This window comes from Sulfitobacter sp. UBA4523, from assembly GCF_002388305.1.
GTDB classification, from domain to species: domain Bacteria; phylum Pseudomonadota; class Alphaproteobacteria; order Rhodobacterales; family Rhodobacteraceae; genus Sulfitobacter; species Sulfitobacter pontiacus.
This window is the reverse complement of record NZ_DGMH01000025.1, coordinates 422-16,173: the sequence shown is the minus strand read 5'-3', so window position 1 is coordinate 16,173 and position 15,752 is coordinate 422. Positions and strand designations below refer to the sequence as shown.

Below are 15,752 nucleotides of genomic sequence, written 5' to 3'. Positions count from 1 at the left end.
GTCATGGTCACCAGCCACGCGGTCCCCACGCCCAAGGCAAAGGTGCCCGTGGCCACCATTGCGACCAGCAGAAGGGTTGTGCCCGCGTACCCCAGCAGCACCGTATCGATCAGGTGGCGCACCGTATCGGTGCCCCCGACCAGCGCGGCCAGTAAAACGGCCACCATCGGTAAGGCACAGGTCGCCGCAATCGCGACCGCAACCCCCGCCAGCAAACGCACTCCGTCCCGCGATCTTTTCACGGCGGCGGGGCTTGTATTGATATCCTGTGTCGTCATGCGATCGGTTTCGACTAATTCAGTCGGAAATACCAGCGGGATGACTGAAAATTGTAGCGCGAGGCGCAGGTGCAAAGGCGTGATCCTGCCTTTGCAGCAGAATCTCCGGTGTCAGGATGCGTGCCTTCAGCACGGGTCAGTCATAGCTGCGCTGGTCTTCGATCACCAATCCGTCGTTGGGCAGGCTGCCCGGCGCGGCCAGCACGACCTTGCCCTTCAGCTTGAGAAGCGCGGCGACAGAAGCACCGTAGCTTTCCGCGTCATCACCCGTCGTCTCAAGATGCACGGTCATGACGTCCTGTTCATGCGCACGGCTTGCCACCACGCGGGCCTTCGTGACCTCGGGGTGATGGGCGACAAGCGCCGCGACCTGTTCGGGGCGTACGAACATCCCCTTGATCTTGGTGGTCTGATCCGCACGGCCCATCCAGCCCTTGATGCGCATATTGGTCCGCCCGCAAGGAGACGCCCCCGGCAGTACGGCGCTCAGGTCGCCTGTGGCGAAACGGATCAGCGGATAGTCGGGGTTCAAGGTGGTCACCACGACCTCGCCCACCTCGCCCGGAGCGACGGGGGTGCCGGTGCCGGGGGTCACGATCTCGACGATTACATTCTCGTCCACGATCATGCCTTCGGCGGCGGGGCTTTCGTAGGCGATGTTGCCCAGATCCGCCGTTGCATAGCTTTGCAAACAGGTGATCCCCCGCTCTGCATAATAGTCGCGCAAGGATGGGAACAGCGCGCCCCCGCCCACGGCCGCTTTGGTGATGCCAAGGGTCACCCCCATCTCATCCGCTTTTTCGAGAATGATCTTGAGGTAATCCGGCGTGCCAGCATAGGCGGTCGTGCCGATATCGCGCGCGGCAATGACCTGCAGTTCGGTCTGCCCGGTGCCCGCCGGCAGCACCGCCGCCCCCACAGCCCGCGCACCGGATTCAAAGATCATGCCCGCAGGTGTCAGGTGATAGCCAAAACAGTTCTGGACGATGTCGCCCTCGCCAATCCCCACCGCATGCAGGAACCGCCCCATGCGCCACCAGTCCGGCGCGTCGGAGGAGGGTTCGTAGATCGGGCCGGGAGACTGGAAGATATGGGTAAACGCATGGGCGGGCTTGGTGGTAAAACCGCCAAAGGGGGCCGACTGCGCCTGCTGTTTCCCGATCTCGGATTTGCGCAGAACCGGCAGCGCGGCCAGCGCCTCGACATTGGTGATCGTGTCCGGCGCGATCCCGTCCAACGATCCTGCATAGCCCGGCAGCGCCTGCGCCCGTGCGATCTGCGCGGGCAAGGTCCGGGCAAGATCGGCCGCCCGTGTCTCGGGGCTGCGGGTCTCTAGGCTGTCAAAATAGGACGTCTGTGCCATGTCGCTTACTCGCAATTCATCTGGGTGGTCGGGAAATGGAAAACTTGTGGGTCGTGCGCTGGATCAGCTGAGCCAGCGTTTGCGGCGCCGGTAGCTGCGGACATCGCGGAAAGACTTGCGCCCCTCGTCCGACATGCCAAGGTAGAACTCCTTGACGTCCTGGTTCTCGCGCAGGTCGGCGGCAGGGCCGTCCATCACGACGCGACCGGATTCCAGAATATAGCCGTAATGCGCAAAGCGCAGGGCAACGTTGGTGTTCTGTTCGGCCAGCAGGAAGGTCACGCCTTCGTTTTCATTCACCGTTTTGACGATCTCGAAAATCTGTTCGACCAACTGCGGCGCAAGACCCATCGATGGCTCGTCCAGCAGGATCGTTTCAGGGCGCGACATCAGGGCGCGACCAATGGCGCACATCTGCTGTTCCCCGCCCGAGGTATAGCCCGCCTGCGATTTGCGCCGTTCGCGCAACCGTGGGAAATATTCGTACACCATTTCCAGATCACGGGCGATCGCCGCCTTGCCGTCACTGCGGGTATAAGCACCGGTCAACAGGTTCTCTTCGATGGTGAGATGTTCAAAGCAATGCCGCCCCTCCATCACCTGCACGACGCCGCGTTTCACCATCTCTGCGGGGTCGAGCTTGTGCACCGGATCATTGCGGTATTTGATCGACCCTTTGGTGACCTCGCCCCGTTCGGAATGCAGCAGGTTGGAAATCGCCTTGAGCGTCGTGGTCTTGCCCGCGCCATTACCGCCCAACAGGGCCGTGATACCGCCCTTGGGCACCTTCAGGCTCACGCCCTTCAGCACCAGAATGACCGAGTTATAGATCACCTCGATATTATTGACCTCAAGAAGGGTCTCGACCTGCGCGTCGGGCGTTGGGGTGGCATCCAGCATGGGTGTCTCTTTCACTAGGTGGCGTGGGGGTCGGGCGCGGCCACAATGCCGCCGCGCCCCTGTTCAAGGGCTGCGCTTAGCAGCTGGGTTCGATACCGGATTCCGCGGCAAAGGCCTGCGCATCTTCGGTTATCAGCGGGGCCAGCACGTCTTGGTCCGACTGGATGTAGTCGGTGATCAGGCTCCAGCTGTCGGCAGCAGCATCCCACTGCGCCACAGCCCCAAAGCCGTTCCCACCGTGGTTTTCACAAGACACCGTGAACTCTGGCCCAAAGTTGGGCAGACCCAGATCCGCCATCTTGGCTTCGGTGATTTCCAGTGCTTCCATGCCGTCACGCATCTGCGCTGGTGTCAGCGCCTTGGTGTCATGGATACCCTGCGCCGTTTTGGCAGCTTCGGCAGCCAGCATCGCGGCGTAAAGACCACGGTTATACAAAGCCGTCCCGATCTGGTCGCCCGCGCCTGCGGCCTTGCCAGTATCAACCACATACTTCTGGATGTCGTCGAACACGGGGAAGTCATCGCCCACGTTGTGGAACGTCAGCGCCTTGTAGCCATTGGCTTTGTCACCCGCTGGACGCACGTCGTTCTCGGAACCGGACCACCAGATGCCGATGAACTGATCCATCGGATAGCGGATGTTCGCGGCTTCCTGCACGGCGACCTGGTTCATCACACCCCAACCGTACATGATCACATTGTCCGGCTTTTCACGACGGATCTGCAACCACTGGGATTTCTGTTCCTGACCGGGGTGGTCAACGGGCAGCAAGGACAGTTCGAACCCGTGCTTTTTGCCCAACTCTTCCAGGGTGCGGATCGGCTCTTTGCCGTAGGCAGAGTTGTGATAGACCAGCGCGATCTTCTTACCTTCAAGGCTGCCACCGTTCAGATCCAGCAGGTGCTTGATCGCGACCGAAGCGCCGTCCCAGTAGTTGGTGGGGTAGTTGAAGATATTCTTGAACACCGACCCGTCTTTGGCCGATGTCCGGCCATACCCCATAGAGTGGACAGGGATGCCATCTGCCGTCGCTTTGGGGATCAGCTGATAGGTGATGCCGGTGGACAGCGGTTGATAGACCAGCGCGCCTTCGCCCTTGGTGCTTTCATAGCATTCCACACCCTTTTCGGTGTTATAGCCGGTTTCACATTCGATCATCCGGATCGGTTCGCCACCGATACCGCCATCACGTTCGTTCAGCAGCGTGAAGTAATCCGCATAGCCGTCGGCAAAGGGAATCCCGTTTGCCGCATAAGGGCCCGTGCGATAGCTGAGCGACGGGAATACAAGCTCTGCCATTGCGGGGCCCGCAGCCAGAGCAGCGCCAAGCGCCAACGTAGTCATCTTCAGTTTCATCGGTGTTTCCTCCCTTGGATGTATCCGATCTTGCCGGGTTGTCCCGGTCGTCTCTTCTTCGGCCTTGGGTCTCCTCCCCCCGGCCATGCGTCCTTCCCTAGTGCGGGAAGGGCCACAATCTCAGTTTTTCCTTGGCGACGCGCCACAACTGGGCCAGCCCATGCGGTTCCGCGATCAGGAAGATGATGATCAACCCGCCCACGATCACAAGCTGCAGATGCGCCACGATATCCGTCGGCCAGCCGAACCAGTCCACGCCCACGATTTTCAATGCAACCGGCAAGAGCACAAGGAACGCGGCCCCGGCAAAGCTGCCAAAGATCGATCCCAGCCCGCCGATGATGATCATAAAGAGCACAAGGAACGATTTCTGGATGCCAAAGGCCTCGCCCACTTCGACCGCCCCCAGATAGACCGCAAAGAACAGCGCCCCCGAGATGCCGATGAAGAAAGAGCTGACCGCAAAGGCCGTCAGTTTCGCCCGCAGCGGGTTTACCCCGATGATCTCGGCCGCGATATCCATATCACGGATCGCCATCCATTTGCGCCCCACCGACCCACGGGTCAGGTTGCGTGCTACATAGGCGCTGAAGATCACGAACATCAGGCAGAACAGATAGGTCGCCCAGGCCTGCGTATTCGGTCCGGTGATCTCGATCCCGAAGAATGTCCGCTCCGGCGCGCTGATCTGGCCCGAGGCAGAGTAGTTGTAGAACCACGGCACACGGTTGAAGAGCCAGACCAGAAAGAACTGCGCCGCCAGCGTTGCCACGGCCAGATAGAACCCTTTGATCCGCAGCGATGGCAGGCCGAACAACACACCAACACCGGCGGTCACCAGCCCCGACAGCAACACATGCACCAGCATGCTCACGTCGGGAAAGGCGGTCATGAATTTGTAGCAGGCATAGGCCCCCACGGCCATAAAGCCACCGGTCCCCAAGCTCACCTGCCCGCAATAGCCCACCAGAATGTTCAGCCCGATCGCCGCGATGGCGTAGATCAGGAACGGCAGGAACAGTGAGTTCACCCAATAGTCATTGATCACAAAAGGGATCACGGCAATGGCGATGAACAACACCAGATAATAGCGATACCGGTCGAACTTGATCGGAAACGTCTGGCTGTCTTCTTCGTATGAGGCGCTGAAATCCCCGGCTTCACGATAGAACATCAGATGCTCCCCCCGTTCCAAATGGTTTTAAATCCTGGGTTCCGGGGCAAAGCCCCGGTCAGGGAGTTGCCTAAATTACACACGTTCAATGATCTTCTCCCCGAACAAGCCCTGCGGACGGAACACCAGAAAGATCAGCGCCAGCATGTAGGCGAACCAGTTCTCTGTCGCACCGCCAAGGAAAGGCGCACCGATCAGGAATTCGAACAGCTTCTCCCCCACACCGATGATCAAGCCGCCCACGATGGCACCGGGGATAGAGGTGAACCCCCCCAGCATCAGCACCGGCAACGCCTTCAGCGCGATCAGCGAGAGCGAGAATTGGACCCCCGATTTCGTGCCCCACATGATGCCCGCGACAAGGGCGACAAAGCCCGCCAGCGACCATACGAGGATCCAGATAAAGTTCAGTGACACGCCGACAGACAAAGCCGCTTGGTGATCGTCCGCCACAGCCCGCATGGCGCGGCCCTGTTTGGTGTATTGCGCAAACATCACCAAGCCGATCACCAGCAACGCGGCAATGATGCTGGCCACGATATCCAGGTTGTCGATAAAGAACCCGTAGCCAAAGGCGTTAAAAGTGGTGTCGTCGATCCAGGTGTTCAGCCCCTGAGGCAGCCCCACATCCATAGACTTGATGTCGGACCCCCACATCAGATCGCCCACCCCTTCCAGGAAATAGGCCAGACCGATGGTCGCCATGAAGAGGATGATCGGCTCTTGCCCGACCAGATGGCGGAAGACCAACCGCTGCACCGCATAGGCCAGCCCGATCATCACCACCATCGTCAGCAAAATCGCGAGGAACGCCGGCACGTGCCAGCCGAAATGGTGAATATCCGTGCCCAGGATCGCGTTGATCAGGTGGCTAAACGGCACCTGCCCATCGATGATCCCCGCCAGAGTCAGGGCCGCAAACAGCGCCATAACCCCTTGGGCATAGTTAAAAATACCCGAGGCTTTGTAGATCAGAACAAACCCCAGGGCGACCAGTGCATACAGCACCCCCGCCATCAGCCCGTTCAGGAACACCTCGATTGTAAAGGCCAGTTGCTCAGGCATATCAGACCCTCCCCATCGCAAAACCAGTGGCAAAATCAGTCATGTGCAACCCCCAGATATGCGTCGATCACGTCTTGGTTGTTGCGCACCTCGCTCGGGGTGCCGTCGCCGATCTTCTTGCCGTAATCCATCACAACCACACGGTCGCTCAGGTCCATCACAACGCCCATATCGTGTTCGATCAGGGCAATCGTCGTGCCGAATTCATCGTTCACATCCAGAATAAAGCGGCTCATGTCCTCTTTTTCCTCGACGTTCATGCCCGCCATCGGTTCATCCAGCAGCAGGATCGACGGCTCGGCGGCCAGCGCGCGGGCCAGTTCGACCCGTTTCTTCAAGCCGTAGGACAAACGCGACACGGGCGTCTTGCGGATCGCCTGAATCTCAAGGAAATCGATGATCTTTTCGGCGACTTCGCGGTTCGCGGTCTCTTCGCGCTCCGCTTTGCCCTTCCAGATCGACTGCCAGAACATGCCGGTCTTCATATTGGTCAAACGCCCCGTCATGACGTTGTCCAGCACCGACATCCCTTCGAACAGGGCGATGTTCTGGAAGGTGCGTGCGATCCCCTGCTGCGCCACCTCAAAGGGTTTCATCGCCGGACGGCGGCTGCCCTTGTACCAGACTTCACCTTCCTGCGGCACATAGAACCCGCTGATCACGTTCAGCATAGATGATTTGCCCGCGCCATTCGGCCCGATGATCGCGCGGATCTCGCCCTGACGGATGTCGAAAGAGATATCCTTGATCGCCTCCACCCCACCGAACCGCAGGGTGATGTTTTTCATTTCCATCACAACGGGGCCAATCTGGCGCCCATCCGCTGTGACATAGCCGTCGGTCATATCTTTCACGCCGCAGCCCCCTTCCAAATGGTCTTAAAATCCACTGCGCAACCGCAGCGCCCGCATGCTCCGCCTGATGTCATGCTCATTGCGCGGCCATCTTGCGGGTGTCTGCGAACACCTTGGCATCGCGCACCTCCAGCGTGGCCGAGATCGACCCCTTACGCCCGTCTTCATAGGTCACTTCAGTAACCGTGCTGACAGAGGGCGACCCGTCGTAGAGCGCGGTGATGATATCGTCGAACTTCTCGCCGATGACCTTGCGACGGACTTTGCGCGTGCGCGTCAACTCTCCGTCGTCGGCATCAAGTTCCTTGTGCAGCACAACAAAGCGATGCACCTGACAGCCCGACAGCATTTCATCTTCTGCGATAGAGGCGTTGACCTCTTCCACATGGCTTTGGATCGTGTCCATCACCTGCGGATGCCGCGCCAGTTCCTGATAGGACGCATAGCCGATGTTGTTGCGCTCCGCCCAGTTTCCGACCGCGGTCAGGTCGATATTGATAAAGGCGGTGCATTCGTCGCGTCCGTTCCCGAACACCACCGCTTCAAGGATGTTGGGGAAGAACTTCAGCTTGTTTTCCACGTATTTCGGCGCAAACAGGCTGCCATTAGCCATTTTGCCAACGTCTTTGGCGCGGTCGATAATGCGCAGATGCCCGGTGCCTTCCTCGATAAAGCCCGCGTCGCCCGTGGCGACCCAGCCTTCGGCATCCTTGGTATCGGCGGTGCTTTCGGGGTTCTTGTAATATTCCACAAACACGCCGGGGCTGCGGTAGAAGACTTCGCCGTTCTCGGCGATCTTCAGCTCCACGCCGGGGCAGGTCACGCCGACCGTGTCACTGCGCACTTCGCCATCGGGCTGCGCGGTAATAAAGACGGTGGCTTCGGTCTGGCCATAAAGCTGTTTCAGGTTGATCCCGAGCGAGCGGTAGAAATCGAAGATCTCCGGCCCGATCGCCTCGCCCGCGGTATAGCCGACGCGCACGCGGCTGAGGCCAAGCGTGTTTTTCAGCGGGCCATAGATCATCAGCTCGCCCAAGGCGTATTTCGCACGGTCCATTGCGCCTACGGATTTACCGTCGAGAATGGCGGGGCCCACCTTGCGCGCATGGGCCATGAATTTGTCGAACAGCCACTTTTTGAAACGGCTCGCGTCCTCCATCCGGATCATCACCGATGTCAGCTGGGTTTCGAACACGCGCGGTGGGGCGAAATAATAGGTCGGGCCGATCTCGCGCAGGTCCACATGCATCGTGTCCGCGCTTTCAGGGCAGTTCGTGCAGAACCCCGTCCACAGCGCCTGCCCGACGGAAAAGATGAAATCCCCCACCCAGGCCATCGGCAGATAGGCCAGAATATCGTCCGTCTGACGCAGCTTGTCGAAAGCGGAAGAGGATTTGGCCGTCTCGATAATATTGCGGTTGCTCAGCACCACACCTTTGGGCTTGCCCGTGGTGCCAGAGGTGTAAAGCATGACGCCCGTGCTGTCGTAGTCCAACTTGGCCTGACGCGCTCCAAGCTCTTTGATGTGCTTGTCGCGCGCCTTGCGGCCCATGTCCTGGACGGCGCCATACTGGTCCAGCGCGGCGTGGTCGTATTTGCGCAATCCGCGTGGATCAAGATAGATCATACGCTCGAACTGGGTCAGCTGACCCTGAACGTCCAGCACCTTGTCGACCTGTTCCTGATCACCGGCGATCACAAAACGCGCGCCACAATGATCCAGCACATAGGCCATCTCTTCGGCGTTGGCGTCCTGATACAGCGGCACAGGCACGGCACCGACCATCTCTGCGGCCATCATGGCCCAATAGAGATAGGGACGGTTGCGGCCGATGATGGCGATAAAGTCACCTTCGTTCGCGCCAAGCTCCAGCAGGCCAAGCGCAAGCGCCTCGACCTCGTCGCGGGTCTGTGCCCACGTCCAGCTTTGCCAGATGCCATATTCCTTTTCGCGATACGCAGGCGCGTTCGCAAATTGCTTTGCATTACGATGCAGCAGCGCCGGAACCGATTGCGGTCCGTCGGCGCTCACGAGCGTGTGAGCCAAATGTCTTCCTCCCAAACCCTGCTCTTTTTCGGCAGGTCGATCGCTGGTGCGATTCTGATGTCACACCATGATGTTGACCTGATGCTCTGCGTCAACTTTTACCTAATGATTTCTCAATTCTAACGAATTGTAACAGGCGTGATTTCCCAAGGTTGCGCTTGGCGGCGCTGTGGGGATGGTGCAGTCTGCCGCGGGGGGAGGCTGCATGCAGATCGACGATCACCAGACAAAACTCATGACCGCTGCGGGGCTGAACCTGATCGCGCAAGCGCTGACGATCTATGACGCGGATTTGCGGCTGGTGCTGTGTAATGCACCGTTCCAGCAGATGTTCGACCTCCCCAAAGCGCTGGTCACCCCCGGTGCGAGCTTTCAGGAAACGATCACCCTGCTGGCACAGTTGGGGGAATACGGTGACGTGGACGACGTGGCGCGCTTTGTGGCCGAAAGGGTGGAACAGGCCCGCGCTTTTGAACCCCATTATATGGAACGCACCCGCGCCAATGGCCGCACCATCTCGGTCGAAGGCTCCCCCCTGCCCCAAGGCGGCTGGGTCACCGTCTACACCGACATCACCCGCACCAAACAGCAAGAGGTACTGCTGCGCGCCCGGTCTGATGCGCTGTCGGGGCAGGTGCTGGCCCACGCCGAAGAACTGTCAGCCACCAACCGCGAACTTGCCGCGATGAACACCGCGCTGGAAGAGGCAAAACGCCAGCTCACCCTGTCTGAAGCCCGCACGCGGCTGACCACAGAAATGATGCCGGCCCATATCGCCCATGTGGATGCAAACGCCTGTTACACCTATTCAAACCGGCGGTTGGCCTCTGTCATGCCGGGGCGGCGCGCGGATCTGATCGGCCGCCATATCGCAGAGGTTCTGGGTCAGCAGGCCTACGACTCTATTGCTCCCTCGCTCACCCAAGCCTTTGCCGGAAAGCCGTCGGTGATCGAATTCACGGACGAGATGAGCGCCCGGCGAATCCGCGGCGCCTTTACCCCCGATACAAACGGCGGGGTCTATATCCTGTCGATGGATGTGACCGAGGAAACCCAGAACCGTGTCGCCCTTCAGCAGACCCGACGACGCGAGATCGCGGCGCAGGTGATCTCGGGGCTGGCGCATGATTTTTCCAACCTGCTGACGATCATCCTTGGCCTGCAGTCCCGGCTGGGGCGGCTGGACGGCCAACCGGCAGAGGCCGCCCCCCTCATCGAAGGTACCCTTGCCGCGGCGCGCCGGGGCGGCACGTTGCTCAGCTCTATTGCCGATATGACGGGCGCACGCACGCTGCGTCCGACTGCGACCCATATCCCGCGGCTGCTTGAAGATCTGACCCTGATCGCGCGCCCCACCCTGCCCAAGGGCATGACGCTAAGCATCGACAACCAGATGGATGACACCCCCGTGCTGCTGGACAGCGGGCTGGTGCAGGACGGGCTGCTGAACCTGATCCTGAACGCCCGCGATGCCTGCGGGGCCGCGGGGGCGATCTCGCTTGAAATACGACAGGTCCATGACACATGGATCGAATGGGTCTTGCGCGATACCGGCCCCGGTTTTTCGCCCTCGGCGCTGGAACACGGGTTTGATCCGTTTTTTACGACCAAAGGGGCCGAAGGATCGGGGCTGGGGCTGCCGATGGTCTATGACATGGTGAAATCGGCGGGGGGCGATCTGCGCCTTGGCAATACGGCCCATGGGGCGCAGGTGACCATGCGGCTGCCCTACCGCCCCGCCGTGGCTGCCACCACCGGACTGGTCCTGCTGGTCGAAGACGCCGATGACCTGCGCGCGCTGGTGCGAGACATGTTGATGGGGCTGGGCCATTCCGTGATCGAAGCTGCCAGCGCGGATGAGGCCACCGCCCTGCTGGCCGATCTGCCCGACATCGCGCTGATCCTGTCCGACATCCAGCTTATGGGCGAGGCGACGGGGCTGGACCTTGCCAAACGCCTACCCGCCGATGCGCCGCCGCTGGTATTGATGACCTCGCTACCGCCCGATGATGCCCAGTTTCTTGAGGCGCAAACCCTTGCCCCCGTATTGCGCAAACCCTTCGAGATTGCGGATTTGACCGCGCTGATTGCCCCGAAAGAGAGTGCCGCCCAATGACCCGCCCCCTCGTCACTATTCTGGACGATGAACCAGAAATCCGCACGCTTCTCGCCGACGCTTTAGAGGAAGCGGGCTTTGACACGCTGTCGTTCAGCCGCGCCCGCGCGTTCGAGGCCGCCTTGGCGACCCACACCCCCGATGTCTGTCTGGTGGACCTGTCCCTGCCGGATTCAGACGGGCTGACGCTGGTGCATCGACTGGCGCTGGAACAAGGGGCCATCGTGATCATCATCTCGGGCCGCGCACAGGTGCAGGACCGCGTCACGGGACTGGAACTTGGCGCGGATGACTACATCATCAAGCCCTTTGATCCGGCAGAGGTCGTCGCCCGTATCCGCGCCCGTCTGCGCAGCGCCAAACCCACGCCGCAAGCCGGCACCGTCGCCGCGTTCAGCGGGTGGAAGGCACATTTCGACCGCTACGCGCTTGAGGATGAAAGCGGCGTCGAAACCCCCTTCTCCCATGCGGAGGGGGAGGTGCTGCGCCTGTTTCTGGACGCGCCCAAACGTCTGCTCAGCCGCGCGCAGATGCAGTCGAGCCTTGGCGGCGTCGCCTCTGAAAGCTTTGACAGGGCGATGGACGTGCGGATTTCGCGGCTGCGGACCAAACTGCGCGAAGACCCCAAAAACCCGCAGTTGATCAAGACGATATATGGCGCGGGCTACATCTTTCTGGGCGACGTCACATGGAGCTGAGCCCCCGTCGCATCAGCGGTGGCAGCCCCCATCTGGGCGACGTGCTGCATCTGATGCGCGACTGCTTTGCCTATATGGAGGGGCGCATTGACCCGCCAAGCTCGCTTGGTCAAACCACTTTGCCCTCGCTGCAAGCCATGGCGGATAGGGATGAAATCTGGGCGATCGGCGCGCCGCCCGTGGCCTGTGTGGTGCTGAGCGTGAAACCGGCGGTTCTGTATTTGGGCAAGCTCTGCGTTGCCCCCAGCCATCAGCGACTGGGTCTGGCACGCCATCTGATCACCCACGCCGAGAGCCGCGCCCGTGCCCTGCACCTTGGCCAGTTGGAACTGCAAACGCGGGTGGAGCTGTTGGACAACCACGCCACCTTTCGCGCGCTTGGCTTTCACGAATATGCCCGCACGGCGCACGCGGGTTTTGACCGTCCCACCAGCATCACCCTGCGCAAAACCGTCGCCTGAGCCACGCGGTGCCACCTGCCGCCACAGATGGCATCGCTGTCTTTTCTAACACGGGCGCTGCCGTTTTTTATTGCGCGCCTGCCCCTTGGCCCGCTAGATTCTGCCCATGATCGAATGTTTGCTGTACAGGACCAACCCCGCCCAGAGACGGCTGTTCTATCGCGTCGAAATCGCGATGAACCTGTTCAGCGAAGTCTCTGTCCTGCGCGAATGGGGCGTCGCAGGTGGCCAGCCCAAAGCGGTGATCCAGTGTTTCGGTAACCTGCGCGAGGCGTCAAAAATGGCAGACCGCTATCGCACACGGGCCGAGCGTCGCGGCTATCTACGTCACTGATCCCAGCCGCGTCACCGCGCGGGCAAGCACCTGAACACCGGCCAGCAGATCGGCCTCGCTCGTGTCTTCCTCGAAAGTATGGGACAGCCCCCCGATCGACGGCACAAACAGCATTGCCACCGGCATCTTGCGCGACACATTGGTCGCGTCATGCAGCGCCCCTGACGGCATCTTGCGCCAGTTGCCCGGCGCGACTTCTTCCGCGCCGGCTTCCAGCGCGGTGCGCAGGGTCGGGTCCATCGCGACGGGTTCCAGCCCCAGCATTGTGCCAAAGCTGACCGCCAGCCCCTGCTGGGCCGCGATCTCGGTGGCGGTGTCGCGGATGATCTGCTCCATCCGGCCCAGACGGTCCGCATCCGCGTCACGCCACTGCATCGAAAACACCGCACGCCCCGGCACGATAGAGGATGCATTTGGGTGCAATGTGACATGGCCAATGGTCCAGACGGTCTGCGGTGTGACGACATTGCGCAGCCGGTCATTCAACGCGGCATTGAAGGCAGAGACCGCCTGAAACGCATCGCGGCGCAGATGCATCGGTGTGGTGCCCGCGTGGTTCTGCTGCCCGTCAAAGGTGATCTTCATGTCGCGGATGCCGACGATATCGGTGACCACACCAATCTGTTCGCCGCTGGTATCCAGCGTCGGCCCCTGTTCGATATGCAACTCGACAAAGCCGGTGAACAGATCGGGCGACACCTCGCCCGTGACCAGATGCGCCACGGCCTGACGCGCGTCGCCAAGGGTCACGCCCGCATGATCGGTCAGCGCATCGGCGGCGACCTGATCCAGATGCCCGCCCCAAACGGCGCTGCCCGTGGTGACGCCAAAGCGCCCCTCTTCATCCTGAAACGACACGACAGAGATCGCGGGGCCGCCGGCCTCGGCTGCGGCGCGGGCGACCTCGAGCGCGGCAATCACGCCAAGCGCGCCGTCGAGCCATCCGCCTTCGGGCTGGCTATCGGAATGCGACCCCATCAACAGCGACGGCCCATCTGCCAAGCCAAAAAGATTGCCCATCTGGTCCATTTCAACCCGCAGTCCGGCATCGCGCATCTGATCGGCCAGCCAGTCCCGCGCGGCGACATCGGCGTCGCTATAGGCCGGGCGGATCACCCCTTTGCCCACCCCCGCTGCGCCGAACGAACGCAATTTGTGAAGGTCGGCGAGAAAGCGGTCGGGGTTGATCTGCATGGTTACTCCGCGGGTTGGGGGGCTGTTGCGGCCTCTACTTTCACGGCCGAGAATTTAAACTCGGGGATTTTGCCATAAGGGTCAACCGCTGGATTTGTCAGGATATTTGCCGCCGCTTCGACATAGGCAAAGGGCAGGAACACCATATCGGGCGACACGGCGCGGTCTTCGCGGGCCATCAGTTCGATCGACCCGCGCTTGGTCGTGAGCCGGATATAGGCCCCCGGCGCTACCCCCAGCTTGCGTAAGGTAGACGGGTGGAGCGAACAGTTCGCCTCGGGCTCCAGCCCATCAAGCACATAGGACCGCCGCGTCATCGACCCCGTGTGCCAATGTTCAAGCTGCCGGCCCGTGGTCAGGATCATCGGATAGTCTTCATCCGGCGCGTCGTCAGGCGCGATGATGCTGGCGGGGGTAAACCGTGCGCGTCCGTCCTGTCGCGGAAAGCCATCGGCAAAGACAATCGCCTGCCCCGGATCGGTGGGGCTGGTGGACGGGTAGGTCACCGCCCCTTCGCTCTCTAACCGGTCCCAAGTGATGTTATTGAGTGACGACATATTCAGCTTCATCTCGGCAAAAACCTCGCTCGGGTCGGTGTAGGTCCAGCCCAGCCCCAGGCGTTTGGCCAGTTCAACCTCGATCCACCAATCCTCTTTCGCATCGCCGGGCGGCGGCACCGCGGGGCGGCCCATCTGCACCTGTCGGTTGGTATTGGTCACCGTGCCGGATTTCTCGGCAAAGGCGCTGGCGGGCAGGATCACATCGGCAAAATTCGCGGTTTCGGTCAGGAAGATATCCTGCACCACCAGATGGTCGAGCTTGGCCAGCGCATCGCGGGCGTGTTCCACATCGGGGTCCGACATCGCCGGGTTTTCACCCAGCACATAGAGGCTGCGAATATCCCCGTCATGCACCGCGTCCATAATCTCGGTCACGGTGTGGCCCTTCTTGTTGCTGAAATCGCTGCTTTGCCACACGTCGGTAAAGGCAGAGCGGACGCCATCATCGGACACCGGCTGGTAATCGGGCAGGAACATCGGGATCAGCCCCGCGTCAGACGCGCCCTGCACGTTGTTCTGCCCCCGCAACGGATGCAGCCCCGCGCCGGGCCGCCCGATCTGCCCCGTCATCAGCGCAAGCGAGATCAGGCAGCGCGAATTATCGGTGCCGTGGATGTGCTGCGAAATGCCCATCCCCCAGAAAATCATCGCGGCATTCGCTCCCGCAAAGGTCCGCGCCACATCGCGCAGCACCTCCGCGTCGATGCCGCAGATCTTGGACATCTTTTCAGGGGTGAAGGTTTTCAGGTGGGCTTTCTCGATCTCCCAGTTTTCGGTGTAGGCTTCGATATACTGTTGGTCGTAAAGCTTTTCCTCGACGATCACATGCATGATGGCGTTCAGCATCGACACATCAGTCCCGGGGCGGAATTGCAGCATATGCGACGCGTGCCGCTTCAGCGCCTGACCGCGCGGGTCCATCACGATCAGCTTGCCGCCGCGCTTGGCGAACTGCTTGAAGAAGGTCGCCGCGACGGGGTGGTTTTCGGTCGGGTTCGCGCCGATCACAATCGCAACATCGGCGTTTTCGATCTGGTTGAAGGTCGCGGTGACCGCACCGGATCCGACATTCTCCATCAGCGCGGCCACTGAAGAGGCATGACACAGCCGCGTGCAGTGATCGACGTTGTTGTGACCAAAGCCCTGCCGGATGATCTTTTGAAACAGGTAGGCTTCCTCGTTCGTGCATTTCGCTGATCCAAAGCCCGCCACACCCGCGCCGCCAATCTTTTTCATACCATCCGCAGCGAAATCCAGCGCCTCGTCCCAGGTGGCTTCGCGGAAGTGGGTTTGCCAGTTGCCCGGGTCCACGTTCAGCCCTTTGGGCGGGGCGTCCTTGCGACGGATCAGC

The 15,752-nt window shown here is 61.0% G+C and carries 13 protein-coding genes and 1 pseudogene; 4 read left to right on the top strand and 10 right to left on the bottom strand.

Annotated elements, in window-relative coordinates:
* The 8 genes and pseudogenes from B3849_RS06915 to B3849_RS06880 form a co-directional block, all read right to left on the bottom strand.
* Positions 1-278 (bottom strand): annotated as a pseudogene (locus B3849_RS06915) (iron ABC transporter permease); the annotation flags it as partial.
* Positions 279-414: 136 nt separating this feature from the next.
* Positions 415-1,641, bottom strand: coding sequence for a phenylacetate--CoA ligase family protein (locus tag B3849_RS06910; RefSeq protein WP_286779948.1), 1,227 nt, complete (start codon positions 1,639-1,641; stop codon positions 415-417).
* Positions 1,642-1,704: 63 nt separating this feature from the next.
* Positions 1,705-2,541, bottom strand: coding sequence for an ABC transporter ATP-binding protein (locus tag B3849_RS06905; RefSeq protein ID WP_286779947.1), 837 nt, complete (start codon positions 2,539-2,541; stop codon positions 1,705-1,707).
* A gap of 76 nt (positions 2,542-2,617) precedes the next feature.
* Complete coding sequence (locus B3849_RS06900; RefSeq protein ID WP_286779946.1) at positions 2,618-3,898, bottom strand: ABC transporter substrate-binding protein; 1,281 nt, start codon at positions 3,896-3,898, stop codon at positions 2,618-2,620.
* Between the two features lie 97 nt (positions 3,899-3,995).
* Positions 3,996-5,072 carry a branched-chain amino acid ABC transporter permease gene (locus B3849_RS06895; protein WP_005850182.1) on the bottom strand — a complete coding sequence of 359 codons (1,077 nt, stop codon included), beginning with the start codon at positions 5,070-5,072 and terminating at the stop codon, positions 3,996-3,998.
* 75 nt (positions 5,073-5,147) lie between these two features.
* A complete protein-coding gene (locus B3849_RS06890) occupies positions 5,148-6,137 on the bottom strand; it encodes a branched-chain amino acid ABC transporter permease (RefSeq protein WP_005850184.1) in 990 nt (329 codons plus the stop codon).
* A 35-nt stretch (positions 6,138-6,172) separates the two neighbouring features.
* A complete protein-coding gene (locus B3849_RS06885; RefSeq protein ID WP_174226616.1) occupies positions 6,173-6,982 on the bottom strand; it encodes an ABC transporter ATP-binding protein in 810 nt (269 codons plus the stop codon).
* Between the two features lie 85 nt (positions 6,983-7,067).
* Positions 7,068-9,038: an AMP-binding protein gene (locus tag B3849_RS06880; RefSeq protein WP_286779945.1), complete on the bottom strand. Its 1,971-nt coding sequence runs from the start codon at positions 9,036-9,038 to the stop codon at positions 7,068-7,070.
* 205 nt (positions 9,039-9,243) lie between these two features.
* On the opposite strand from B3849_RS06880, the gene B3849_RS06875 reads away from it, so the two are divergent.
* From B3849_RS06875 to B3849_RS06860, 4 genes are all read left to right on the top strand, one after another.
* On the top strand, positions 9,244-11,154 hold the full coding sequence (locus B3849_RS06875) for a PAS-domain containing protein (RefSeq protein ID WP_278425037.1): 1,911 nt from the start codon (positions 9,244-9,246) through the stop codon (positions 11,152-11,154).
* Positions 11,151-11,852 (top strand): response regulator transcription factor, encoded by a 702-nt coding sequence (locus tag B3849_RS06870; RefSeq protein ID WP_005850190.1) that lies wholly within the window; start codon positions 11,151-11,153, stop codon positions 11,850-11,852. The genes B3849_RS06875 and B3849_RS06870 overlap by 4 nt, the downstream gene beginning before the upstream one ends.
* Positions 11,843-12,313 (top strand): GNAT family N-acetyltransferase, encoded by a 471-nt coding sequence (locus B3849_RS06865; protein WP_278425035.1) that lies wholly within the window; start codon positions 11,843-11,845, stop codon positions 12,311-12,313. The genes B3849_RS06870 and B3849_RS06865 overlap by 10 nt, the downstream gene beginning before the upstream one ends.
* A gap of 106 nt (positions 12,314-12,419) precedes the next feature.
* Positions 12,420-12,647, top strand: a complete 228-nt coding sequence (locus tag B3849_RS06860; protein WP_005850193.1) for a WGR domain-containing protein — start codon at positions 12,420-12,422, stop codon at positions 12,645-12,647.
* Here B3849_RS06860 and B3849_RS06855 read toward each other — a convergent pair.
* The gene (locus tag B3849_RS06855) at positions 12,636-13,841 is read right to left on the bottom strand and encodes a Zn-dependent hydrolase (protein ID WP_278425033.1); all 1,206 of its coding nucleotides are present in this window, start codon (positions 13,839-13,841) and stop codon (positions 12,636-12,638) included. The genes B3849_RS06860 and B3849_RS06855 overlap by 12 nt on opposite strands.
* Before the next feature lie 2 nt (positions 13,842-13,843).
* Positions 13,844-15,752, bottom strand: a 1,909-nt coding sequence (locus B3849_RS06850) for a molybdopterin oxidoreductase family protein (protein WP_286779944.1), incomplete at its 5' end; no start/stop codon positions are given.